The sequence below is a fragment of the Reyranella sp. genome, from assembly GCF_044224635.1.
Lineage (GTDB): Bacteria > Pseudomonadota > Alphaproteobacteria > Reyranellales > Reyranellaceae > Reyranella.
This window is the reverse complement of record NZ_JBGAKA010000002.1, coordinates 95,517-117,430: the sequence shown is the minus strand read 5'-3', so window position 1 is coordinate 117,430 and position 21,914 is coordinate 95,517. Positions and strand designations below refer to the sequence as shown.

The window sequence follows — 21,914 nt, the reverse complement described above, 5'->3', positions numbered from 1 at the left end:
GGAGGAACTAGATCACATCATCGGACGCGGCAGGTCGGCGTCGCTGATCAGCGGGTAGCGGCGCGCGTCGAACAGCTGATAGTGCCACCATTCATTGCGATAGAAGTCCCAACCTGCCGCCGTCATGAGGCCCATCAGCAGCAGGCGGTGGCGCTGCGCCCCGACCGATATGTCGGTGCGCGCGTGGTGCGACAGCGGGGTGAAGGCGTCGAACGACGTCCCCATGTCTAGCTCCTGGCCGTCGCCGTCGAGCAGGGTGAGATCGACGGCCACGCCACGCGAGTGCGGCGAGCCGCGGCGCGGGTCGGCGAGGAACTCGGGATCGGGATTGGCGCGCCACAGCGCCCATTGCGCTTCGGTCGGTCGCAGCGCGTCGAAGATGCGCAGCCTGAAGCCGAGCGGCCGGGCGAGCGCAATGGCCGCCGCGAGCTTCTCGGCCGCCTCGCGATGCAGCCAGCATTCGGCATTTCGATAGACCGGCTTGCCGGATAGATTGGCATCCGTCGCGTAGGCCAAGGCGATGTCGACATCGAAGTCGGGCGGGGCAATCTCAACCAAATCGAGCGTCATGATCCGAGAATGCACAGCCGGGCCCGGCGACGCCAGCGCGTGGCCGGACGTTCGCCCCAATTCGCGTTTCCCGGGATGACGACAATCCTCGCCCTCGACTGCTCGGTGACCGGGCTGGGCGTCGCCGTGCTCGGCGGCGGCAAACGCCTGGCCGTGGTGGGCGAAGAAGGCCGCGATCAGGCTGCCCGGCTGCTCCCGGCCATCGAGACCGCGCTCGCGAACGCCGGCGTCGACCGACGCGCCGTATCGCTGCTCGCCGTGACGATCGGGCCGGGCAGCTTCACCGGCGTGCGCGTCGGGCTGGCGACCGCCCGCGGACTGGCGCTCGGGCTCGGCGTGCCGCTGGCCGGGATCGCTACGACGACCGTCCTGCTCGCCCAGTCGAGGGGAGGGCCGCCTGCCGGCGCGGCCGGGCAGCGCCGGCTCGCCGTCGCCGCCATCGACAGCCGGCTGGGCGACTGGTTTTGCGCCCTCGACGACGGCGAGCGAACCCCTTTCCTCACGACAGCCGCGGCGCTTGCGGCGCAGCTTGCCGGCCGGGCCTGTCTCATCGCCGGCGTCGGGGCCGGGCAGCTCGCCGCCGCGCTGGTCGCGGCCGGCGTCGATGCCGTCGCCGAGGAAGCGCAACCCGATCCCCTCACTCTTGGCCGTCTTGCCGGCGAGGCTGGCGTCGAGGCTTGGCGTGACGGCAACGCCCGCGATGGCCTGCCTCGGCCGCTCTATCTGCGGGGCGTCAACATAACGCTGCCCGATGGCACCCGGCGGACGGTCGACTGAATGAAGGTGTCGCCCAAATGCATGGTCTCGTCGGAATGAACGATCTGACGTACGTCGTGAGTGTGCTCGCGGCGCTCGACTTGGGGCGGGCGGCGGCGCTGCACCGCGAGGCGTTCGCCGCGGTCGGCGAACGCGGCTGGACGCGCCAGGAGATCGCCGAGCTGCTGGCGACACCTGGTGTTACCGGCCTGCTGATGCAGGCCGGTGACCATGATGTGGGTTTTGCCCTTCATCGCATTGTCGCCGACGAGGCGGAATTGCTGACCATCGCCGTCCGGCCGACGCTGCGTCGCCGCGGCGCCGGCCGCCGCCTGCTCGCCGCCGCCATCGCGCAGGCACGAGAGGCCGGCGCGACGTCGCTTTTCCTCGAGGTCGCTGTGGACAATCACGCCGCCCGCCACCTGTACGAAGCGGCGGGCTTCCAGGCCGTCGGCGCGCGCGCTGCCTACTACCGGCGCAGCGATGGCGGTGCGGCGGATGCCGTGGTGATGCGTCTTACTCTCAACTGACGTCACATCCCTCCTCCGTAATCGGGGGCATTCGCATACGGGCGCTCTCTCATTCTCCTCCCCAGCGAAGCTGGGGAGGAGAATGAAAAGCGCGCCCGATTACGGGGGAGGGATTGGAGACGTGCCGCCTGCGCGCCGGATGGTCACGATGTGATCGTCGCCGTCGGCCTCGATGGCGAGGATCGCGTGGCCCTCATCGCGCGCCGCGCGGGGCACGTTGCGCAACGGCTCGTCGCCGCGCAGCCTTACCCGCAGGACCTCGCCGGCCTGCATCCGCTCGAGCTTGAGCTTGGTCCGCACGAAGGTCATCGGACAGACCTCGCCGGTGATGTCGATGGACTGGTGAGCGTGAACTGTCATCGTTCACCAACTATACCCCGGCGGCGGACCAGTGTAGGGTGTGTTCGCATGCCGGACCGGAAATCGAAGCTCGAGCTCCTCTGCGTCGAACGCGGTCTGAAGATGACCGAGCAGCGGCGCGTCATCGCGCGCGTGCTCTCGGATGCATCGGATCATCCCGATGTCGAAGCGGTGCATCATCGGGCGACGGCGATCGATCCCAACATTTCGATTGCCACTGTCTATCGGACGGTTCGGTTGTTCGAGGAAGCCGGTATTCTCGCGAAGCACGATTTCGGCGACGGGCGCGCGCGCTACGAGGAGACGCCGGAAGAGCACCACGATCACCTGATCGACATCCAAAGCGGCAAGGTTGTGGAATTCCACAACGATGAGATCGAGGATCTGCAGAGGCGAATCGCCGAGAAGGCGGGATACCGCCTGGTCGGTCACCGTTTGGAGTTGTACGGCGTGCCGTTGGACGGGAAAACCGACCGTCAAAAATGAGTGGACTGGGCCATCGCCAACCCGATAATGGGCCCATGATCGGGGCGGCCCCCATTGCGGATGGAACATGCGCATAGACCGCGCTGACAGCGAAGCCGAGCTCCTGGGCACTCCCGCGTCAAGTCGGGAGATCGTCAAGGTCGTCGCTGGCGATTTCGAGGTGAGGCTCGCGCAAACCGCCGCCGAGATCGACGCGGCGCAAGCGCTTCGCTATCGCGTCTTTTACGAAGAGATGACAGCGCATCCGACGCCCGAGATGGCGGCGCGGCGGCGCGACTTCGATGCGTTCGACGAGGTGTGCGACCATCTGCTGGTGCTCGACCGCCGGCGCGGTGACGGGCCGGAAGGAGTCGTCGGCACCTATCGTCTGATGCGGCGCTCGGCCGCCGCCAGGATTGGCCGGTTCTACTCCTCCGCCGAGTACGACATCCAGGCTTTGGTCGACTATCCCGGCGAGATCCTCGAGGTCGGACGGTCATGCATCGCGAAGGACGCGCGCAACACCGCGACCATGCAGATGCTGTGGCGCGGCATTGCGCTCTACTCGTCCCATTACAACATCCAGGCGATGTTCGGTTGCCCCAGCCTGCCCGGCGCCGATCCGTCGCAGCATTCGCTGGCGATGAGTTACCTCTATCATCACCATCTGGCGCCACCGGAAATCCGCGTGCGCGCGCTGGCCAGCCGGTTCGTCGACATGAACGTGCTGCCGCCCGGCAGCTACGATCCGCGCAAGGCAATGGCGCGCCTGCCGCCGCTCATCAAGGGCTACCTGCGGCTCGGCGGCTATGTCGGCGACGGCGCGGTGATCGATTCCCAGTTCGACACCACGGACGTCTTCGTCATCGTCAAGACCGAAATCATCACCGAGAAGTACATCCGCCACTACGAACGCGGGATGCGCGAGCACGACTGAGGCACCCGTCGTGACGATGTGGATCGGTTCCCCGCTGCGCGGCATCTTCCGGCTCGCCAGCTATCTGCTGCTGACGATCGTCATGCTGCCGCTCTATCTCGTCGCGGCAGCGCTCAGGATCCGGCCGATCATCCGCTGGATGCCGGTGGTCTATCACCGCATCGTCTGCACCATCCTCGGCATTCGCGTCCGCGTCACGGGGCAGCGCTCGCAGGTCATACCGACGCTCTATGTCTGCAACCACGTCTCCTATCTCGACATCGAGGTGCTGGGCGGACTGATCCCCGGCAGCTTCGTGGCCAAGGCCGAGGTCGCGACCTGGCCGTTCTTCAGCACCCTCGCCAAGGCGCAGAGGACCATCTTCGTCGAGCGGCGTTCCGGCAAGACCAGCCGCAGCCGCGACGAGATGATGAGCCGGCTCGACACCGGCGACAATCTGATGCTGTTTCCCGAGGGCACGAGCAGCGACGGCACGCGCGTGCTGCCGTTCCGCTCCGCCCTGTTCGGCGTCGCCCAGCTGCGGCGCGACGGCAGGCCGATCTCCGTTCAGCCGGTGTCGATCTCCTACACGCGTCTCGACGGCATCCCGCTCGGCCGCTATTGGCGGCCCCTGTTCGCCTGGTTCGGCGACCTCGAGCTGGTGCCGCATCTCTGGCAGATGGTGTGCCTGGGCGAGACCGAGACCGTGGTCACCTTCTTTCCGCCGGTCGACATCGACCGCCTGGGCGATCGCAAGAAGCTCGCCGAGCATTGCTTTCGCCAGGTTTCGGCCGGGGTGCAGTCGGCCAATTCGGGCCGCCTCGAGCTGTTGCCGCCGCTCGACCCGGCCGGCGCCTGATGTTAGAAAGCCGCCGTTCCAGCAACGGAGACAGATGACGGACGTCCGCCCCGATTCACAGCGGCAGCGCAAGCGCGTGTTCATCCGCACCTACGGGTGCCAGATGAACGTCTACGATTCCGACCGCATGGCCGATCTCCTGGGGTCGCTGGGCTATGGCTTGGCCGATTCGGTCGAGCAGGCCGATCTCGCGGTTCTGAACACCTGCCACATTCGTGAGCACGCTTCGGAGAAGGTCTATTCCGAGCTCGGCCGCCTGCGCGACGTCAAGCAGGAGCGGCGTGGGGCCGGTCGCGACCTCACGATCGCCGTGGCGGGCTGCGTCGCCCAGGCCGAAGGCGAGGAGATGGTGCGTCGCCAGCCGGCGGTCGACATCGTCGTCGGTCCCCAGGCCTATCACCGCCTGCCCGAGCTTCTCGCCGAGGCCGAGCGCAAGGCGGCGCTGAAGCGCGCCGGCAAGCGCCTGCCGGGCGCCGGCGTGCTCGACACGGACTTTCCGGCCGAGAGCAAATTCGACCATCTGCCGGCGCCGCACGGCGTGCGCGCCGGATCGGCCTTCCTGTCGATCCAGGAAGGCTGCGACAAGTTCTGCACGTTCTGCGTCGTGCCCTACACGCGCGGCGCCGAGTATTCGCGTCCGGCGGCGGCGGTGCTCGCCGAAGCGCGCACGCTCGTCGCGGCGGGCGCGATCGAGATCACCCTGCTCGGCCAGAACGTCAACGCCTATCACGGCGAGGGACCCGACGGGGCGACGTGGTCGCTGGCCCGCCTGATCCAGGCGCTGGCCGAGATCGAGGGGCTGGCCCGCCTGCGCTACACCACCTCGCATCCGCGCGACATGGACGACGATCTGATCGCCGCCCATCGCGACGTGCCGCAGCTCATGCCGTACCTGCACCTGCCGGTGCAGTCGGGCTCGGATCGCATCCTGGCGGCGATGAATCGCCGGCATGGCCGCGACCTGTTCCTGGGGCTGGTCGATCGCCTGCGTGCGGCGCGGCCCGATCTCGCCCTGTCGTCCGATTTCATCGTCGGTTTCCCGGGCGAGAGCGACGCCGACTTCGACGCCACGATGCAGCTGGTCGACCAGGTGGGCTTCGCCTCGGCCTTCTCCTTCAAGTACAGCCGCCGGCCCGGGACACCCGGCTCGGCGCTGCCGGACCAGGTTCCCGAGGCGGTCAAGACGGCGCGGCTGGCGGCGCTGCAGAGCCTGCTGGTCAAGCAGGCGCGCGCCTTCAACCAGTCGAAGGTCGGCCGGATCGTGCCGGTGCTGCTTGCCGAGATCGGTCGCAAGCCCGGCCAGATCGTCGGCAAGACGCCGTGGCTGCAGTCGGTTCATCTCGAGGGGACTTTGCGCCTGATCGGCCGGATCGCCGAAGTCCGCCTGACGGCGGGTCATGCCAACAGCCTGGCAGGCGAGCTCGCCGGCGTGGCCCGCGAGCAGGCCGCATGAGCGATTCGTCGGCGAGCGCAGGCGGTCGTTCGGCCGACGTGCGTCGCATGACGTTCGACGACAACGCCCTGGTGGCGGTGTTGTACGGCAATCACGACCGCCATCTGGTGCGTATCGAGCAGCTTGCCGGCGTGCAGCTGAGCGCGCGCGGCAACCAGCTCTCGATCGCCGGCGTGCCCGAGGATGCCGCGGTCGCCCACAAGGCGATCGGCCGTCTCTACGAGCGCCTGAAGCGCGGCCTGTCGATCGAGATGGCCGACGTCGATGCCGCCGTGCGCTTCGCTCGCACCGGCGCCGAGACCGGCGAGGACGAGGGCATCCGCACCCGTCGCCGCACCGTGCAGGCGCGCTCGCCCGGCCAGCGCGGCTACCTCGCCGCGCTGCGCGAGCGCGACATGGTGTTCGCGCTGGGCCCGGCGGGCAGCGGCAAGACCTATCTCGCCGTCGCCATGGGCGTGTCGCTGCTGCTGGCCGGCAAGGTCGAGCGCATCGTGCTGTCGCGGCCGGCCGTCGAGGCCGGCGAGCGGCTGGGCTTCCTGCCGGGCGACATGAAGGAGAAGATCGATCCCTACCTGCGGCCGCTTTACGACGCGCTGCACGACATGATGCCGGCCGAGCAGATCGCCAACCGCATGGAATCGGGTGAGATCGAGATCGCCCCGCTCGCCTTCATGCGCGGCCGTACGTTGGCCCATTGCTTCGTCATCCTCGACGAGGCGCAGAACACCACGCCGATGCAGATGCGCATGTTCCTGACCCGGCTTGGCGAAGGCTCGCGCATGGTGATCACCGGCGATCCCAGCCAGACCGACCTGCCGGGCAACCAGCGTTCGGGCCTGATCGATGCGGTCGACACGCTGAGCGCGGTCGACGGCGTGCGCTTCGTGCGGCTGACCTCGAAGGACGTCGTCCGCCACGACCTGGTGACGCGCATTGTCGAGGCCTACGATCAGCGCGACCAGCGCGCGAAAGACGAGCGCCGTTGACGGCACCCGCCGGCCTCGCGGTGTACTGCGACGTGGTGCTGCTCGACGCGGCGTGGCAGCGCGCCTTGCCGGGAGTGGAGCGCCTGGTGCGGCGTGCCGCGCGCGCCGCACTTGTCGGCGCGCGACGATCGGGCAGGCGTTCGCTCACGATTGCGCTGGCTGACGATCGGCGTGTGCGCGCGCTCAATGCGCGCGACCGCAAGAAGGACAAGCCGACCAACGTGCTGTCCTATCCCTCGGGCGAGCGGGCCTTCCTGGGCGACATCGTGCTGGCCCGCCAGACGGTGTGGCGCGAGGCTCGCGAACAAGCCAAGACGGCGGCCGACCATGTGAGCCATCTCGTGGTCCACGGCACCTTGCACCTGGTCGGCTACGATCACGACAACGACGCCGACGCCGACCGCATGGAAGCCCTCGAACGCCGCGTGCTGGCGCGATTGGGAATCGCGGATCCGTATTAGATTCTCCTCCCCACGCTATGCGTGGGGAGGTGTCGCCGTCTTACGGCGACGGAGGGGTCATGAGTCATGGGAGAGGCTTGAGCCTGAGGCTCATGACCCCTCCGTCGGCGAAGACGCGGACACCTCCCCGACTGCGTTGGGAGGAAACATGAGCGCCACTGGAGTGGCGCGGTCCCAGCAATGATTCTGTCCGCGCCTACAGCATCTCCAGCGGCTGGCGGCCGCGAGGCGGGGGGAAGGCGCGGTCGAGCCTGGCCAGCAGGTCGGGCGAGAGGGTGACGTCGAGCGCTCCGAGATTCTCCTTCACGCGCTCGCGGCTCGCCGACTTGGGGATGGTGACGACTCCCGGTTGCGCCAGCAGCCAGGCGAGCGCCAGCTGGGCCGGCGTGCAGCCGGCCTCCTCGGCGAGCTTGGCCATGGCCGGTTTGCGCAGCAGGCCGCCCTGGTCGAGCGGCGAGTACGCCATCAGCGGGATGGCGCGCTCGCGCAGCGCCGGCAGCAGGTCGAACTCAGGCCCGCGGCGCGACAAGCAGTAGAGAACCTGGTTGGTCCCGGTGAGCCCGTTGTCGAGCGTCGCGGCATCCTGCATGTCATCGTGGTCGAAATTGCTTACGCCGAAATCGGCGATCTTTCCCTGCTCGCGCAAGCGATGGAAAGCCTCGAATGTCTCGGCGAGGCGGGCGCTGCCGCGCCAGTGCAGCAGGTAGAGGTCGATGCGCTCGATGCCGAGGCGCTTCAGGCTGCGCTCGCAGGCGGCAACCGTGCCGCTGCGCGTGGCGTTGTGCGGATAGACCTTGCTCACGATGTAGGGGCGGTGGCTGCGGCCGGTGATCGCCTGGCCGACGATCTTCTCGGCCTCGCCGTCGCCGTACATCTCCGCCGTGTCGATCATCGGGTAGCCGAGATCGAGACCGTACTTGAGCGCATCGAGCTCGTCATTGCGCCGCCGCGCGCTTTCGCCCATGCGCCAAGTGCCAAGTCCCAGGATCGGCATGGCCGCCCCGGAGGGAAGCTTGCAGGAACGCATCAAGAACCCCACGATTGCAACGCACGGGCGATAGCCTATCTTACCAGCCATGCCTGATTCCACAGCGCACCCAACGCGGCCGGGCCTGGTTGGCCCGGCTTCGTCAGGTGAATCGCCGGCGTCGCCAGCCGCGACGCCCCCGTCCGACGTTCCCTCTACCGGCGGCCTCCTGCGTGCCATCCTGCGTCGCCTCAGGCGGCGCGAGAAGAACGAGGCTGTCCGCGAGGCGATCGAGGAACTGATCGAGGAGACGCCGGAGAGCGATACGCCGATCAGCGAGGATCAGCGTGTCCTGCTCGCCAACATCCTGAAGCTGCGCGACAAGACGGTGGCCGACGTCATGGTGCCGCGCGTCGACATCGTCGCGATCGCCGCCGACACGCCGCTCGACGAGGTCGTGCGCCTGATCCAGTCGGAAGCCCATTCGCGCTATCCGATCTATCGCGAATCGCTCGACGACGTGATCGGCATGATCCACATCAAGGACGTCCTGGCCTATTGGGGCACGGCGAAGAAGTTCAATCTGCGCGACATATTGCGCCGCGTGGTGTTCGTCGCGCCGACCCTGCCGGTGCTCGACATGCTGCTCGACATGCGCCGTTCGCGCACCCACATGGCGCTGGTGGTCGACGAGTTCGGCGGCACCGACGGTCTGCTCACCATCGAGGATCTGGTCGAGGAGATCGTCGGCGAGATCGAGGACGAGCACGATGTCGCCCAGCCGCCGACCCTGGCGCGGCGGGTCGACGGCACGCTCGACGTCAACGGTCGCACGCCGATCGAGATGCTCGAGCAGGAGATCGGCCGCGTCCTGTCGGACGACGAACGGCGCGAGATCGATACCGTGGGCGGCCTGATCTTCTCGCTGCTCGGTCGCATTCCCGAGCGCGGCGAGGTCGTGCGCCATCCGTCGGGTGTCGAGTTCGAGGTCCTCGACGTCGATCCGCGGCGCATCCGCCGCCTGCGGGTGCGGCCGCCTGCCGTCGTTGAATCACCGACCGCCTGATCCTTGCACCGTACAGCATGAAACTCGTCGGATGGCGCGCAGCTGGCGCGAGTTTGTTGGCCGGCGCGCTCGCTGCCCTGGCGATGCCGCCGCTTTATTGGCTGCCGCTCGCCGTCATCGGCATCGTGGCCTTCGTGTGGTTGTGGCAGACGGCGCCCGGGCCGCGGGCCGCGTTCGTGCGCGGCCTGGCCTGGGGCTTCGGCCATTTTGCCGTGGGCTCGTACTGGATCGTCGAGGCGTTTTTCGTGCCGCCGGCCGATTACGCGCCCCTCGGCGTACCGATCGTGACCGGCCTCGCCCTGGTGCTCGGTTTCTTCCCCGGGCTGGCCGCCGGCGTCGCACGCTGGCTGGTCGGGCGCTGGCCGCGCTTCGACGGCCGCTACCGTCGCGTGCTGGTGCTGGCGCTCGCCTGGACGGCGGCCGAGTGGCTGCGCGGCCATGTCTTCACCGGCTTTCCATGGAACCCGCTGGCCCATGTCTGGGCCTTTGCCACGCCGCTGCTGCAGGGGGCCGCGGTGGTCGGGGTCTATGGTCTCGGCCTGCTGAGCTTCCTCGTCCTGGCCGCACCGGTTCTCGGATGGCGCGCGTCGATCGCCGCCCTGGTTGCGCTCGGGCTCGGCGGCCTGGCCGGCCAGTGGCTCATGGTGCCGTTGCCCGACGCCGGACCGATGCTGCGCATCGTGCAGCCCAACACGCCGCAGGCCGAGAAATTTCGGCCCGAGCTTGTGGAGCAGCACCTGGCAAAGCTCGTCGAGCTGAGCCGGCAGCCGGGCTTCGACGGTCTTGCGGCGGTGATCTGGCCGGAAACGGCACCGCCTCTGGTGATCGCGCCGGGCGGAGAGGCCCTGGCGATCATGGCGCGCGCCGTCCCGCCCAACGGCCTCCTGCTGACCGGCGCCGCGCGCACCACCAACCGGCCCAGGGAGGACGGCGTGTGGAATTCCCTGCTCGTGGTCGATCGCGCGGCCGCCATCGTCGCGACCTACGACAAGGTCCATCTGGTGCCGCTGGGCGAGTACATCCCGTTTCGCCGTCAACTGGCGCCGGTCTCGGGGCTGATCGGCCGCGGGTCGTTCGAGGAGGGCGATTCTCGCGTGACTCTCGCGCTCGAAGGACTGCCGCCATTCTCGCCCGTGATCTGCTACGAGGTCATTTTCCCCGGCGCCGTGACTGGTCCCGCGGGCCGGCCGCGCTGGCTCCTGAACATCACCAACGATGCCTGGTTCGGGGTATCGAGCGGGCCTTTCCAACACCTGACGAGCGCACGCCTGCGTAGCATCGAGGAAGGGCTGCCGATGATGCGGGCGGCGAATACCGGCATCTCAGCGGTAATCGATGCCTATGGGCAGGTTGTGGCCTCGCTCGGAATGGAGCAAACCGGCGTGCTCGACCATAGGTTGCCAGGCGCACGTGATATGACGCCTTACGGTCGGTGGGGCGATTGGACCACCCTGGCCCTCGGCCTGCTCCTGGCCGCCGTGTTCTTTGTTCGGCAAAAATGACACGGTTCCCTGGAACTCTGTGGCTAAAACCACGTTATCTATGGCTGAACTCACGTTTGGCTTGCATTAATTGGCGTGCGGGCTTATCTAATATGCAGCTTTCGCGTGCAGATATGCATAAATGCATGGACGTAAGGACAACAAAGCAAACGTCCTGGTTGTATTTTTTGAGGCTTTTACAACTTCGACGAAGCTCCGCAGGGTGGCGGCGAAAAGGTAGGAGAAATGGCAAGATCACATCCGGTTGACGTTCATGTCGGGGCGCGCATGCGTCAACGCCGCACCCTCCTCGGAATGAGCCAGGAAAAGCTCGGGACGGCGGTCGGACTGACCTTTCAGCAGATCCAGAAATACGAGAGAGGCTCCAACCGCATCGGGTCGAGCCGCCTGTTCGAGTTCTCCAAGGTGCTCGACGTGCCGGTGTCGTACTTCTTCGACGAGATGCCATCGAATGTCCTGTCCGGGCGGCCGATGTCGGGTCGCGGCCGCAAGGGCGGCTTTGGCGAGGCAGGCACACCTTTCGAGCAGGAGAAGGATCCCCTGATCAAACGGGAAACGCTCGAGTTGGTGCGCGCCTACTACAAGATTCGCGAAGGCCGCGTGCGCAAGCGCATCTTCGAGATGGTGAAATCCGTCGGCGCGGCGAGCCACGCCGAGGTGCTGGGCGGCAAGAAGGCCCGCTGAGGCACGACCGTCGCCCCCCGCCGCACGAAGGATGCAGGGGACAGCGGCAGAGAGGCTCTTGATTTCCCCAGGCATCTGGAGTTTTTAGCGACGCGGCGTCGATGGGCGACGTCGCCGCGGACGGATTTGGACGACTTGCCACCGCGACAATAAAGGCTAAGCCGGACTTTGGCGGCCCGTTGCCGCCCTGCCCGGAGTCCAGTGCGAACTGTGGGAGGGCTGCCTTGGCGCTCAAGGATTTCCTTTTTACGAGTGAATCGGTTTCGGAAGGTCATCCGGACAAGGTCTGCGACCAGATTTCGGACGCCATTCTCGATGCCTTCATCGGCAATGATGTGAAGCTTGGCCATGCCGACGACAGCCATGCCAACACACGGTTGGGCTGCGAGACGCTCGCCACCACCAACAAGATCGTCGTCGCCGGCGAAGGCCGCGCCTCCGAGCCGTACATGCGCAAGTACGGCAAGCACACCATCGTCAATCGCGAGGCGCTCGCCGAGATCGCCCGCGAGGTGGTGCGCGACATCGGCTACGACCAGGTGGGCTTCAGTTACCATGGCGCCGACATCGAGGTGCTGTTGCACGGCCAGTCGCCCGACATCGCCATGGGCGTCGACGCCAAGAAGAAGGGCGGCAACCAGGGCGAGCAGGAAGGCGCAGGCGACCAGGGCCTGATGTTCGGCTTCGCCTGCCGCGACAGCGAGGAGTACGAGAAGGGCTCCTTCATGCCGGCGCCGATCTATTTCTCGCACAAGATCCTCGAGGTGCTGAGCAAGGCGCGCCGTTCCGGAGAGCTGCCCGACCTGCAGCCCGACGCCAAGAGCCAGGTCACCGTGCGCTACGTCGACGGCAAGGCAGTCGGTGCGACCAAGGTTGTGGTCTCCACCCAGCACCGCGAGGCCAGCGCCAAGGGCAAGAAGTACAATTCTGGGTTGATCAAGGAGATGATCTCCAGCCATGTGGCGAAGTCGCTGCCCAAGGGCTGGATGCCCAAGAAGGCATCCGACTTCTTCGTCAATCCGACGGGCAATTTCGTGGTCGGCGGACCGGACGGCGATTGCGGCCTCACCGGGCGCAAGATCATCGTCGACACCTACGGCGGCTTTGCGCCGCACGGCGGCGGCGCATTCTCCGGCAAGGATCCAACCAAGGTCGATCGCTCGGCCGCCTACGCTGCCCGGTACCTTGCCAAGAACGTGGTGGCGGCGGGCCTCGCCGACCGCTGCCTGATCCAGGTCGCCTACGCCATCGGGGTCGCCGACCCGATGTCGCTCTATGTCGACACCCAAGGCACCGGCAAGGTCGACGAGCGCAAGCTCGAGAAGGTGCTGTCCGACATCTTCCCGCTGCGACCGACCCACATCCGCCGCACGCTGCAGCTCAACAAGCCGATCTACAGGCGCACGGCAGCCTACGGCCATTTCGGCCGCAAGCCCGAGAAGGACGGCGGCTTCTCGTGGGAGCGCATCGATCTGGTGCCCGAGCTCAAGCGCGCCTTCGGTGCGCGCTAGCCCAGCGGCTGCCAGAGCACGTTCCGTTCGGCTGGAACAGCCGGACGGAATTGCCTTTGCAACAACCAACCTTCGCGCGCGCATTCTCCATTGGGCAGCGCCGCGTCGTGGCACTCATGCCTATCAATGTATCTCGCGCGGCTTCCGCAGGTTGGACTGACCTTTAGGCGCCGAGAGGAGGTCGGGTGAGGCCGAGCGACCCCGCTTGCACTGCCATTGAAAGATCAGGCAGTTCCCCCTAAATAGTTGATTTTTAGTATATTTTATCTAGGATCAGGGTTCCTGGAACGCTCGCGGAGCTGACGGCGGATGGCCCGTCTCGAGGACGGCGGATTGCGGTCCGGGGATCGGGCCGGCGACATTGGACAGCCGCCTGGGAGCCAGCCGGCCGAGGGCCGGCCGGTCGACGCCCTCCTGCGCGCGCTGCTTTTCCTTGCCCAGCAGGCGGGGCGGCCGCTGGGCGAGCCTGAGCTCAGCCGGCTGGCGGTGGTGCCGCCGACCGGCGTCGACGAGCAGGTTTTCGTGACGGTCGGCGAGCGTTTGGGGCTTGCGGTCCACGCGGCTGATCTCGAAGACGATGACCTGGACGAGATCGCGATCCCGTTCGCCGTCGTGGCGACCGATCGCATGACGCATGTGATCGTCGCCGGGCGGAGCGACAGCTGGGTGGCGCTCGATGTTGTCGACGGCCACGCCCGACGCCTGTCGCGCCGGCAGGTGATGAGGCTGGGCCGGCGCGTGCTGGCGCTGCGGGAGAAGCCACCGGCACAGTCGGGCGATGCCTGGCATAGGCCGCTGTGGCGGCGCTTGCCTCAGGCCATGCTGAAGCTTGCCGCCGCGTCTCTGGCGATCAACCTGCTTGGCCTTGCGACTCCGCTGGTCATGATGCTGGTGCTCAATCGGCTGGCCGGTACGGACGCGCCAGCCGACATTGCCCGCACGGTGAGCCTGCTCTGCCTTGGCCTGCTCGCAGCCTACGCGCTCGATTTCGGGCTGCGCGCGCTGCGCAGCCGCCTGACGGCGCGCGCCGGCGGCCGTCTCGACATCAACCTGAACGGCGAGGTGCTGCATCACCTGATGCAGCTGCCCTACCGCCATTTCGAGCGCACGCCCTCCGGAATCGTCGCCGAGCAGCTGCGCCAGCTCGACGTCCTGCGCGGTTTCCTGACCAGCCAGCTTCCGGCGCTGGCCATCGACATCGTCTTTGCGCTGCTGTTCCTGGGAGCAACCTTCGCGCTCGACACGACGCTGGGATTGGTCGCGAGTCTGGCGGTTGCGCTGATGCTCGCCCTCTCGCTGGCCACCCAACGCAGTCAGCGCCGCCTGGCCGACGAGAGCTTCCGGGCGCAGGCCGCCAAGAGCTCGGCCTTGTCCGAAGCCATTGCCAACATGGTGACCGTCAAGGCCGTGGGCATCGAGGCCGAGATCGAGCGGCGCTGGCAGGTGCGGGTCGAGCAGTCGGCCCAGGCGAGCGAGCGCGCCGGCGGCGTCGCGGCGGTGGTCGCGAACGCGTCGGGAACGCTTCAGCTGGTGGCGGCGCTTGCTATCCTTGCCATCGGCGCCGACGCCGTGCTCGACCATCGCCTGACCGTGGGCGCGCTGGTCGGAGCGAACATGCTGGCGATACGGGCGCTGCAACCGATGCGCCAGCTCGCGGCGGCATGGCCTCAGTTGCAGTCGGTCGCCGCCGCCGCCAGCCGCATCGATGCCTTGATGCGCGAGGCAACCGAGCCGGCAAATGCCGGGTTCGCGCCGCCTTCCGTCGTGTCCGGCGAGATCGCGCTCGACCGCGTCGCCTATCGCCTCGACGAGGCGGCGCCGCCGATCCTTCACGACATCGATCTGACGATCGCAGCCGGCGAGATCATCGGGCTGGTCGGCCCCTCCGGGTCGGGCAAGACCACCATCGCCAATCTTCTGCAGGGCCTGATCGCGCCGACCAGCGGCCGCGTGACGATCGACGGCGACGACATCGCGCATTTGCCGCCGACGCGATTGCGCGCCTGTTTCGGCTGCGTGCCGCAGGACGTCCAGCTGTTTGCCGGGACCATCAGCGAGAACATCGCGCTCGGCCTGGTCGACAAGGATCCCGGCCGCATCGTCGCGGCGGCCAGATTCGTCGGCGCCCACGAATTCATCCAGCGCCTGCCGCAGGGCTATCATACGGTGCTGGGCGAGCACGGCCGCGGCCTGTCGATGGGCCAGCGCCAGCTGCTCTGCATCGCCCGGGCGCTGGTGCGCGATCCGCGCATCCTCGTCCTCGACGAGGCGACGAGCGCCCTCGATCCGGCCACCGAGGAGCGGCTGCTGCGCCAGCTCAAGGCCAATGCGCGCGGCCGCACGGTGATCATGATCACCCATCGCCTGGCCCCACTCGCCATCGCCGACCGCGTCGCCCTGGTCATGGCGGGCGGCATCGAGCGCACCGGCCCGCCCAGCGAGATCATGGCCTATGCCCGCCTGCGCATGGCCGAGGCCAGCGCCGGCGAAACGGCGCGCACTGGGTCGATCGCGCGGCGCGCCTCGGGCGCGATGCTGCGGTTGTAGCGCAACGGTCGAAGCCGCGAAGGTCACTGTCGTCCTGAGCGCCGCGAAGGACCTCATCGCCGCTTGACACGGAGACCTCCGCAAGGACTGGCGATGGGATCCTTCGCGGCGCTCAGGATGACATGAGCGAGGCATGATCGCTCGATAAGTCGAATGTGGCGCTTGCCGCTCACCCGATCTCGACGAACTCCGGGTCGGCCAGCCGGGCCAGCCGCTCGGAGGCCAGCCGGGCGCAATCGACCAGCAGGGCCTTGCGCCGCGCCGCGGCTACCGGCCGGCGCGTCGGTGGGCGCAGGATCTCGCCGCCATAGGCATCGGCGACGATCAGGCCGACCTCGACGGGAATCAGCGCCTGCGGGAAATCGATCGGCACGGCGACGAACAGCTGATCGCACCAACCGAGATAGTCGGGCCACTTGGCGTCGACGCGCCAATCCTCGATCGAGGATTTCACCTCGACGATCGCCAGCTCGCCGGCGCGGGCGATGGCGACGATATCGGCCCGCCGCCCGTCGGGCAGCGGCACTTCGAGCAGCACCGAATGACCGGTCTGGCGCATCAGGCGGCTGGCACCGCGGCAGACCGCCAAGGTCAGCTCCGGGCGCATCTGCCGCTCGATCGTCGTCATCGCCTGTCGCGTGGCGCCCGGTCAGCGGGCCGGCAAGGGGCGTGGCGCCGCGAGACGCGGCGGCGCCGAGTCGATCGGCCGCTCGAGAACGGGCTTGAAGCTCTGCGCCAGCGCGTCGGCGCGCTTGCGATCACGCTCGGCGAGCTGCTCGCCTGCCTTCTCGCGCGCCGGGCGCGAATCGGGATGGCCGCCACGCTCGGCCAGCACCAGCCACTTGTACCCTTCGACCGGATCGCTTTGGCCGGCGATGCCGCCGATCAGCATGAGGCCGAGTGCGTGCTGGGCCTGCGGCAGCCCCTGCTGGGCGGCGCGCGTGTACCACATCTGCGCCTGGGCCGGATCGCGCGCCACGCCGACGCCGGCAAAGTAGGCATTGGCGAGCTTGAACTGGCCTGACGGCACGCCGCCCTGGGCGGCAACCTGGTACCAGCTCAGCGCCGCTTGCACGACCTTCTCGTTGGCGGCCTTGTCGCGCGATGCCGGCGTGCGCGCCGCCATGTCGCCCAGCGCCAGCGCCGCCTCGGGCACGCCGTTGTCCTGGGCAAGGATCAGCCAGCGTTGCGCCGCCACGGGATCGCGCTTCAGGCCGACGCCTTCGCTGAGCGCCAGCCCGTAGCGTAGTGCCGCCAGCATGTGGCCCTTCTCGGCGGCGCGGCGGAACAAGTCGGCTGCGCGGACCGGATCGGCCGGGATCTGGTCGCTGCCTTCATCCATGGCGCGGCCCAGCGCATAGAGCGCCAGCGGATCGCCGTCCGCCGCCGCCTTCTCAAGCCAAGCGCGAGCCTGCACGAGATCGCGCGTCACGCCCTGCCCGCGCAGGAAAAGGATACCGAGATTGAGTTGGGCGCGCGCATGCCCGGCCGAGGCGGCCTTGAGGAAGAGCTCGTAGGCGCGGCCATCGTTGCGCGTCGTCCCGGCGAGGCCTTGGGCGTAGATCAGCGCCAGCCGATGGGCTCCCTCGCTCGAGCCCGCATCGGCGGCACGCTGGATGAGGCGCAGCGCCTCGCGATCGGCACCACGCTCCAGCAACACGGCGCCGAGCCACGCCTCGGCGTCGGCGTTGCTCGCTGCCATGGGGCGCAGGCTGGCCTCTGCCGACGCGAGGTCGCCGTTGCGATAGGCGGCAACGGCGCCGCGCAGCGGCGCGGCGACATCGGAATTGTCCTGCGCCTGCGCGGCGCCCGCGGCAGCGAGCAGAGCTGCCAACAGCGCTGCCCGGATCATCAGGGTCACTTGGTCTTGAACGTGTAGGCGAGCGCGTCCGCCTTGGCCTTCTCGATCTCCTCCGGCTTCATCTCGCGGGCCAGCTGCTCGAAGGATTGTGGCGCCACCGGTGCATTCCAGCGCTCGGCGATGGCGATCCATTTGTAGGCCTCGGCCGGGCTCTTCGGGACACCCTTGCCTTCGGCATAGGCGCCGGCCAGCGGCAACATCGCCGGCACGTAGCCGCGCTCGGCCGCGTCGAGCAGCATCGGGGTCGCCTTGTTGACGTCGTAGAATTTGGTGTCGGGGTTGCCGTAGATATAAAGGCCGGCGATGAACTGGGCGCGCGGGTCGCGTTCCTTGACCAGGAGCTGAAGCTCCTTCTCCGCAGTGGCGACATCGCCCGCCTGCAAGGCCTTGAGGCCTTCCTCGAAGCCGGCAAGCACTGGACTGGCATACAGGACCACTGCCGCGGAGAGAGCGAGGAGCGCGGGCAACGCTCGGCAGGAATGGACGAATCGCACGAATCGGAACTCCCGGAAACGATGGTCGGACGGGCCGTGGCAGGACGGTGACCCGCCCCTCTACCATGGAATGCGGACTGATCAGACAGCGAAGCGTGAACTAGACCACCAAAGGGTGGCGAAGTCGTGACCCTGGTGAAATTTATGTGCAATTTTGCGTGGCTATCAGAAATTTTTTACACTATTTGCAGTGAGGCGACATGTGCCGGGATGAGGTTCTATGCGCTAACAGTTTGTTAGAAAAGGAAAAAATCCTTCTGAAGCCCGGAATCGACACGCTGCCTGCATGCTGATTTCTGTCTATCTGCTGAAGGCAATAGGCAGTAATTACGGGCAAATCCAGGACGCTGCCAAGAGTAGATATGCAATAATGCAGGTGCCGAAGGGTTAATGCATTTGTTAGGGTGACCTCTATCAAAGACGTACCGCTCACGAGAGAAAGGTTCTTGAAAAGGTTCAATGGCGAGATCAGCAACCCGCTCTCGCTGAAGGTGTTTATCAGATAGCCCGCCGGCGGCCTCCCAAGCCGCTCATCGAAGCCTCCTTCCCACACACCCCAAGGCTTCGATAACCCCACACCCAGGCGGGCTTCTAAGGAAGGCCGGTCGTTCCCCAAGCGGCCGGCCTTTCGTATGTCTGGCATCGATCGCGTTTGTGGCATCGATGATACCGTTCCCCGCGTCTTTTCAGTCGCTTAGCTGCATGCGAAAAATTGTGGCTGCCGGCGCTCTTTCACGCCGCGCCCGTCGCGCGTCCGGTGCGGCTGGATGGATATGAGAATTACCATAAATGCCTATCTCAAGTGGTCAGACCCCTTTAAAAACGGAACTCTGCACTCTCTAGATATGCATTTTTGCAAGTTATAGGCGCATCCAACCGTGGTACAGTGCTTTGGGTAAAGGCAATAGCTAATCTCGTGGCGTCGACATGAAAATCATCGGATTTCCCGTCCCGCTCGCCGGCTTGCAGACCAACCGCATCGGCCGCGACGAGGGCGTCAGACGGACGTTGGTCCAGACGACGTTGGACTTGATCCAGGCCGGGGACGGCGAGCCGACGGCGGCGGCCGTCGCCACGATCTCGGGAATTTCCCGGACGACCCTGACCCACCACTTCCCCAGCCTTGCCGACCTGTACGCTGCTGCCTTCGACCTGGCAGTCAAGCGCGTGCTCGATCTGGTACGGCCGGTCGACAGCGCGACGCCGCTCGCCAATCGGGTCGAGCTGCTGGTGTCGGATCGCGCCCGGCTGTTCGAGGAATGGTTGCCGTTGTGGCATTTTGCCGAGCGCGTCCGCGGCATCGCGCCGCCCGTCGGTGTCGGGGTCGTGCAGTTCCGCAAGGTTCTGCGCGAACGCCTGGCGACGTGCTTTGCCCTCGAGCTTGGCGCTCTCGACCCTGATTCGCGCAATCTCGTGCTCGATTCGCTCGATGCTGCGTTTGGCCTCGACAGCTGGATGAACCTCAGGGCCCAGCTTCGCCTGTCGGCAGGCCGGGCGTCGCGCACCTGGCGCTACACTGCCGGCGCCATCGTGCAGCGGGCCTTCATCGCCGAGCAGCCGCGGCCAGCGTTGTCCTGACCAGCATTGCCCTGAAAGGCTCTTGCTCTCCTCCCCCGATGACGGGGGAGGAATATGAGAGAGAACGCGCTTCGATGATGAAGCGTCAGCCTGCTGCTCAGTTCGCCTTGGCGCGGAACTTGTCGTGGCAGGCACCGCACGCCTTGCCGGTGTCGCCGAACGCGGCGGTGAGCGCCGCCAGATCACCCGAGCCGGCGGCAACGGCGAGCTTGTCGTAGGCGGCGAGGGAGGCCTTGTTGGCTGCTTCGAAGCCCGCCCAGTCGGTCCAGATCACCGGCAGGGCCTTGGTCTCGCCCTTGTCGGAGCCTGCGGGGAACATCTTCACGAAGGCGAGCTCGAGCTCCTTGAGCTTGGCGGCCTGCTCGACGGCGCCCTTGGTGTCGCCCTTGGCGTCGATGATGCCCTTGATGGCCCGCATCGCGGCGCCGGCTGCCTTCCGGTTGTCCTGCCGCTGCTTGATCACGTCGGCTTGCGCGAAGGCGACCGTCGCGCCTCCCGCCATCGCTCCCGCGGCGAGCGCGCTGATTGCGGCTACGACAACAATCCTTTTCATGGTGGCCATCCCCTTTGAAATCGTTACGACCGGCAGGCAAGCTGCGTCCCGACGGGCCAATATTTGTTGCAGAGGTTGGCGTCAAAGCGAACAGGGCAGGCAATGACGGGCCATCACGACTGCGTGTGGTTGACACTTGGGGGAGCGGACTCGCCATGGCCGACAGCAAGATCAGCGACGTGAGGATCAAGGTCTGGGACCTTCCAGTACGCCTGTTCCATTGGGCACTCGTGATCCTGATGGCGGCGTCCTATTTCAGCGGGCGTGCCGGCGGCGACTGGATGAAGCTGCATTTCTGGTCCGGCTACGCGATCCTCACCTTGCTGCTGTTTCGTATCGCCTGGGGCTTCGTCGGCAGCACGACGGCGCGCTTCTCGTATTTCGTGAAAGGCCCGGTCGCGGGCCTCGCGTACCTGAGGAACCTCGCGGCCGGACGGCCGACCTACGAGGCGGGCCACAACCCGGCGGGCGGCGCCATGGTCGTCGTGCTGATCTTCGCGGTGCTCGCCCAGGCGGTGGCCGGCCTGTTCTCGGCCGACACCGACCTCGGCACCGTGAACGGCCCGCTCGCCAACCTGATCGTCGACAAATGGGTCGACCGACTGACGTACTTCCACAAATCCTGGGTCACCGTGCTCCTGTGGCTGGTCGGCCTGCACGTGCTGGCCTCGCTCGGTTATCTCGTGTGGAAGCGGCAGAACCTGATCGGCGCGATGGTCACCGGCCACAAGCCGCGCGCCCATGTCGTGCCGCCGGGCCAGCCGGTGCCGACGCTCGGCTTCGCGTCGGGCCGCCTGGCGCTGTCCCTGCTCGTGGTTGCCGGTGCCATCGTCTACTTCGTCGTGCGGTAGGACGCCCGGGAGGTGTCTTGCTGCCAGGAAAGGCGACCACTAGGGTGTTTTTCAATCCCGTGAACTTGGATTTTGCATCATGAAATTTACCGGTACCGACTCGTATGTGGCCAGCGATGATCTGCGCGTGGCGGTGAATGCGGCCATCGCGCTCCAGCGGCCGTTGCTGATCAAGGGCGAGCCCGGCACCGGCAAGACGGTGCTGGCCCACGAGGTGGCCAAGGCGATCGGCGCACCCCTGATCGAATGGCACATCAAGTCGACCACCAAGGCGATGCAGGGCCTTTACGAGTACGATGCCGTCTCCCGCCTGCGCGATTCGCAGCTCGGCGACGAGCGCGTCAAGGACATCGCCAACTACATCAAGCGCGGCAAGCTGTGGGACGCCTTCACCTCGGAGCAGCGGCCTGTCCTGCTGATCGACGAGATCGACAAGGCCGACATCGAGTTCCCCAACGACCTGCTGCTCGAGCTCGACCGCATGGAGTTCTACGTCTACGAGACCCAGCAGGTCGTGAAGGCCGCGCAGCGCCCGGTGGTGATGATCACCTCCAACAACGAGAAGGAGCTGCCCGACGCCTTCCTGCGCCGTTGCTTCTTCCACTACATCCGCTTCCCCGACCGCGAGACGATGACCCAGATCGTCGACGTCCATTTCCCAGACCTGCAGCGCAACCTGCTGCGCGAAGCCCTGAACATCTTCTACGACATCCGCGAGGTGCCTGGCCTCAAGAAGAAGCCGTCGACCTCCGAGCTGCTCGACTGGCTGAAGCTCTTGATGGTCGAGGACATGCCGCCCGAGGCGCTGCGCTCCAAGGATTCCAAGCAGCTCATTCCGCCGCTGCACGGCGCGCTGCTCAAGAACGAGCAGGACGTCCACCTGTTCGAGCGCCTGGCCTTCATGGCGCGGAGAGAGCAGCGCCAGTGAGTATTCTCCTCCACCC

At 66.9% G+C, this 21,914-nt stretch carries 23 protein-coding genes; 16 read left to right on the top strand and 7 right to left on the bottom strand.

The annotated features are described in order from the left end of the window. Positions 1-12: 12 nt before the first annotated feature. Entirely contained in the window at positions 13-570 is a 558-nt protein-coding gene (gene ddpX / locus ACILR9_RS02345; protein WP_395708275.1) for a D-alanyl-D-alanine dipeptidase, read from the bottom strand. Positions 571-645: 75 nt separating this feature from the next. On the opposite strand from ddpX, the gene tsaB reads away from it, so the two are divergent. Then, on the top strand, positions 646-1,347 hold the full coding sequence (gene tsaB / locus ACILR9_RS02340; protein ID WP_395708274.1) for a tRNA (adenosine(37)-N6)-threonylcarbamoyltransferase complex dimerization subunit type 1 TsaB: 702 nt from the start codon (positions 646-648) through the stop codon (positions 1,345-1,347). Between the two features lie 35 nt (positions 1,348-1,382). Beyond that, positions 1,383-1,856, top strand: coding sequence for a ribosomal protein S18-alanine N-acetyltransferase (gene rimI / locus ACILR9_RS02335; RefSeq protein WP_395708273.1), 474 nt, complete (start codon positions 1,383-1,385; stop codon positions 1,854-1,856). A gap of 99 nt (positions 1,857-1,955) precedes the next feature. Here rimI and ACILR9_RS02330 read toward each other — a convergent pair whose 3' ends face one another. After that, the gene (locus ACILR9_RS02330) at positions 1,956-2,165 is read right to left on the bottom strand and encodes a sulfurtransferase TusA family protein (RefSeq protein ID WP_395708508.1); all 210 of its coding nucleotides are present in this window, start codon (positions 2,163-2,165) and stop codon (positions 1,956-1,958) included. A 99-nt stretch (positions 2,166-2,264) separates the two neighbouring features. Here ACILR9_RS02330 and ACILR9_RS02325 point away from each other — a divergent pair, with 99 nt between their 5' ends. The 6 genes from ACILR9_RS02325 to ybeY all read left to right on the top strand — a co-directional run bounded on the left by ACILR9_RS02325 (position 2,265) and on the right by ybeY (position 7,356). Then, positions 2,265-2,702, top strand: coding sequence for a Fur family transcriptional regulator (locus ACILR9_RS02325; RefSeq protein WP_395708272.1), 438 nt, complete (start codon positions 2,265-2,267; stop codon positions 2,700-2,702). 67 nt (positions 2,703-2,769) lie between these two features. Beyond that, the gene (locus ACILR9_RS02320; RefSeq protein WP_395708271.1) at positions 2,770-3,618 is read left to right on the top strand and encodes a GNAT family N-acetyltransferase; all 849 of its coding nucleotides are present in this window, start codon (positions 2,770-2,772) and stop codon (positions 3,616-3,618) included. 16 nt (positions 3,619-3,634) lie between these two features. Then, complete coding sequence (locus ACILR9_RS02315; RefSeq protein ID WP_395708507.1) at positions 3,635-4,456, top strand: lysophospholipid acyltransferase family protein; 822 nt, start codon at positions 3,635-3,637, stop codon at positions 4,454-4,456. Between the two features lie 34 nt (positions 4,457-4,490). Then, positions 4,491-5,909, top strand: coding sequence for a tRNA (N6-isopentenyl adenosine(37)-C2)-methylthiotransferase MiaB (gene miaB, locus ACILR9_RS02310; RefSeq protein WP_395708270.1), 1,419 nt, complete (start codon positions 4,491-4,493; stop codon positions 5,907-5,909). Continuing rightward, on the top strand, positions 5,906-6,895 hold the full coding sequence (locus tag ACILR9_RS02305) for a PhoH family protein (RefSeq protein ID WP_395708269.1): 990 nt from the start codon (positions 5,906-5,908) through the stop codon (positions 6,893-6,895). Before miaB ends, ACILR9_RS02305 begins: the two co-directional genes overlap by 4 nt. Next, complete coding sequence (gene ybeY, locus ACILR9_RS02300) at positions 6,892-7,356, top strand: rRNA maturation RNase YbeY (protein WP_395708268.1); 465 nt, start codon at positions 6,892-6,894, stop codon at positions 7,354-7,356. Before ACILR9_RS02305 ends, ybeY begins: the two co-directional genes overlap by 4 nt. A 196-nt stretch (positions 7,357-7,552) precedes the next feature. On the opposite strand, the gene ACILR9_RS02295 is transcribed toward ybeY, so the two are convergent. Beyond that, complete coding sequence (locus ACILR9_RS02295) at positions 7,553-8,383, bottom strand: aldo/keto reductase (RefSeq protein ID WP_395708267.1); 831 nt, start codon at positions 8,381-8,383, stop codon at positions 7,553-7,555. A gap of 49 nt (positions 8,384-8,432) precedes the next feature. Between ACILR9_RS02295 and ACILR9_RS02290 the strand changes: the two genes are divergently transcribed. The 5 genes from ACILR9_RS02290 (at position 8,433) to ACILR9_RS02270 (ending at position 15,633) form a co-directional block, all read left to right on the top strand. Further along, positions 8,433-9,389, top strand: a complete 957-nt coding sequence (locus tag ACILR9_RS02290; protein ID WP_395708266.1) for a hemolysin family protein — start codon at positions 8,433-8,435, stop codon at positions 9,387-9,389. 56 nt (positions 9,390-9,445) lie between these two features. After that, positions 9,446-10,891: an apolipoprotein N-acyltransferase gene (lnt, locus tag ACILR9_RS02285; protein ID WP_395708265.1), complete on the top strand. Its 1,446-nt coding sequence runs from the start codon at positions 9,446-9,448 to the stop codon at positions 10,889-10,891. 267 nt (positions 10,892-11,158) lie between these two features. After that, a complete protein-coding gene (locus ACILR9_RS02280; RefSeq protein ID WP_395708264.1) occupies positions 11,159-11,575 on the top strand; it encodes a helix-turn-helix domain-containing protein in 417 nt (138 codons plus the stop codon). A 224-nt stretch (positions 11,576-11,799) separates the two neighbouring features. Next, entirely contained in the window at positions 11,800-13,086 is a 1,287-nt protein-coding gene (gene metK / locus ACILR9_RS02275; protein ID WP_395708263.1) for a methionine adenosyltransferase, read from the top strand. A 309-nt stretch (positions 13,087-13,395) separates the two neighbouring features. Next, positions 13,396-15,633, top strand: a complete 2,238-nt coding sequence (locus ACILR9_RS02270) for a peptidase domain-containing ABC transporter (protein ID WP_395708262.1) — start codon at positions 13,396-13,398, stop codon at positions 15,631-15,633. 169 nt (positions 15,634-15,802) lie between these two features. Here ACILR9_RS02270 and ACILR9_RS02265 read toward each other — a convergent pair whose 3' ends face one another. Genes ACILR9_RS02265 through ACILR9_RS02255 form a run of 3 tightly spaced genes read right to left on the bottom strand, consistent with a single transcriptional unit; the run spans position 15,803 to position 17,910 of the window. Further along, positions 15,803-16,261, bottom strand: coding sequence for an MmcB family DNA repair protein (locus ACILR9_RS02265; protein ID WP_395708261.1), 459 nt, complete (start codon positions 16,259-16,261; stop codon positions 15,803-15,805). A 21-nt stretch (positions 16,262-16,282) separates the two neighbouring features. Further along, positions 16,283-17,485, bottom strand: a complete 1,203-nt coding sequence (locus ACILR9_RS02260) for a tetratricopeptide repeat protein (RefSeq protein WP_395708506.1) — start codon at positions 17,483-17,485, stop codon at positions 16,283-16,285. 5 nt (positions 17,486-17,490) lie between these two features. Next, complete coding sequence (locus ACILR9_RS02255) at positions 17,491-17,910, bottom strand: hypothetical protein (protein WP_395708260.1); 420 nt, start codon at positions 17,908-17,910, stop codon at positions 17,491-17,493. Positions 17,911-18,915: 1,005 nt separating this feature from the next. On the opposite strand from ACILR9_RS02255, the gene ACILR9_RS02250 reads away from it, so the two are divergent. Next, on the top strand, positions 18,916-19,566 hold the full coding sequence (locus ACILR9_RS02250) for a TetR/AcrR family transcriptional regulator (protein ID WP_395708259.1): 651 nt from the start codon (positions 18,916-18,918) through the stop codon (positions 19,564-19,566). A 97-nt stretch (positions 19,567-19,663) separates the two neighbouring features. On the opposite strand, the gene ACILR9_RS02245 is transcribed toward ACILR9_RS02250, so the two are convergent. Next, complete coding sequence (locus tag ACILR9_RS02245; protein ID WP_395708258.1) at positions 19,664-20,119, bottom strand: c-type cytochrome; 456 nt, start codon at positions 20,117-20,119, stop codon at positions 19,664-19,666. A gap of 155 nt (positions 20,120-20,274) precedes the next feature. Here ACILR9_RS02245 and ACILR9_RS02240 point away from each other — a divergent pair, with 155 nt between their 5' ends. Both ACILR9_RS02240 and ACILR9_RS02235 read left to right on the top strand, forming a co-directional pair. After that, positions 20,275-20,970, top strand: a complete 696-nt coding sequence (locus ACILR9_RS02240; RefSeq protein ID WP_395708257.1) for a cytochrome b/b6 domain-containing protein — start codon at positions 20,275-20,277, stop codon at positions 20,968-20,970. Positions 20,971-21,049: 79 nt separating this feature from the next. Next, a complete protein-coding gene (locus ACILR9_RS02235; RefSeq protein ID WP_395708256.1) occupies positions 21,050-21,898 on the top strand; it encodes an AAA family ATPase in 849 nt (282 codons plus the stop codon). The last annotated feature ends 16 nt before the right edge of the window (positions 21,899-21,914 follow it).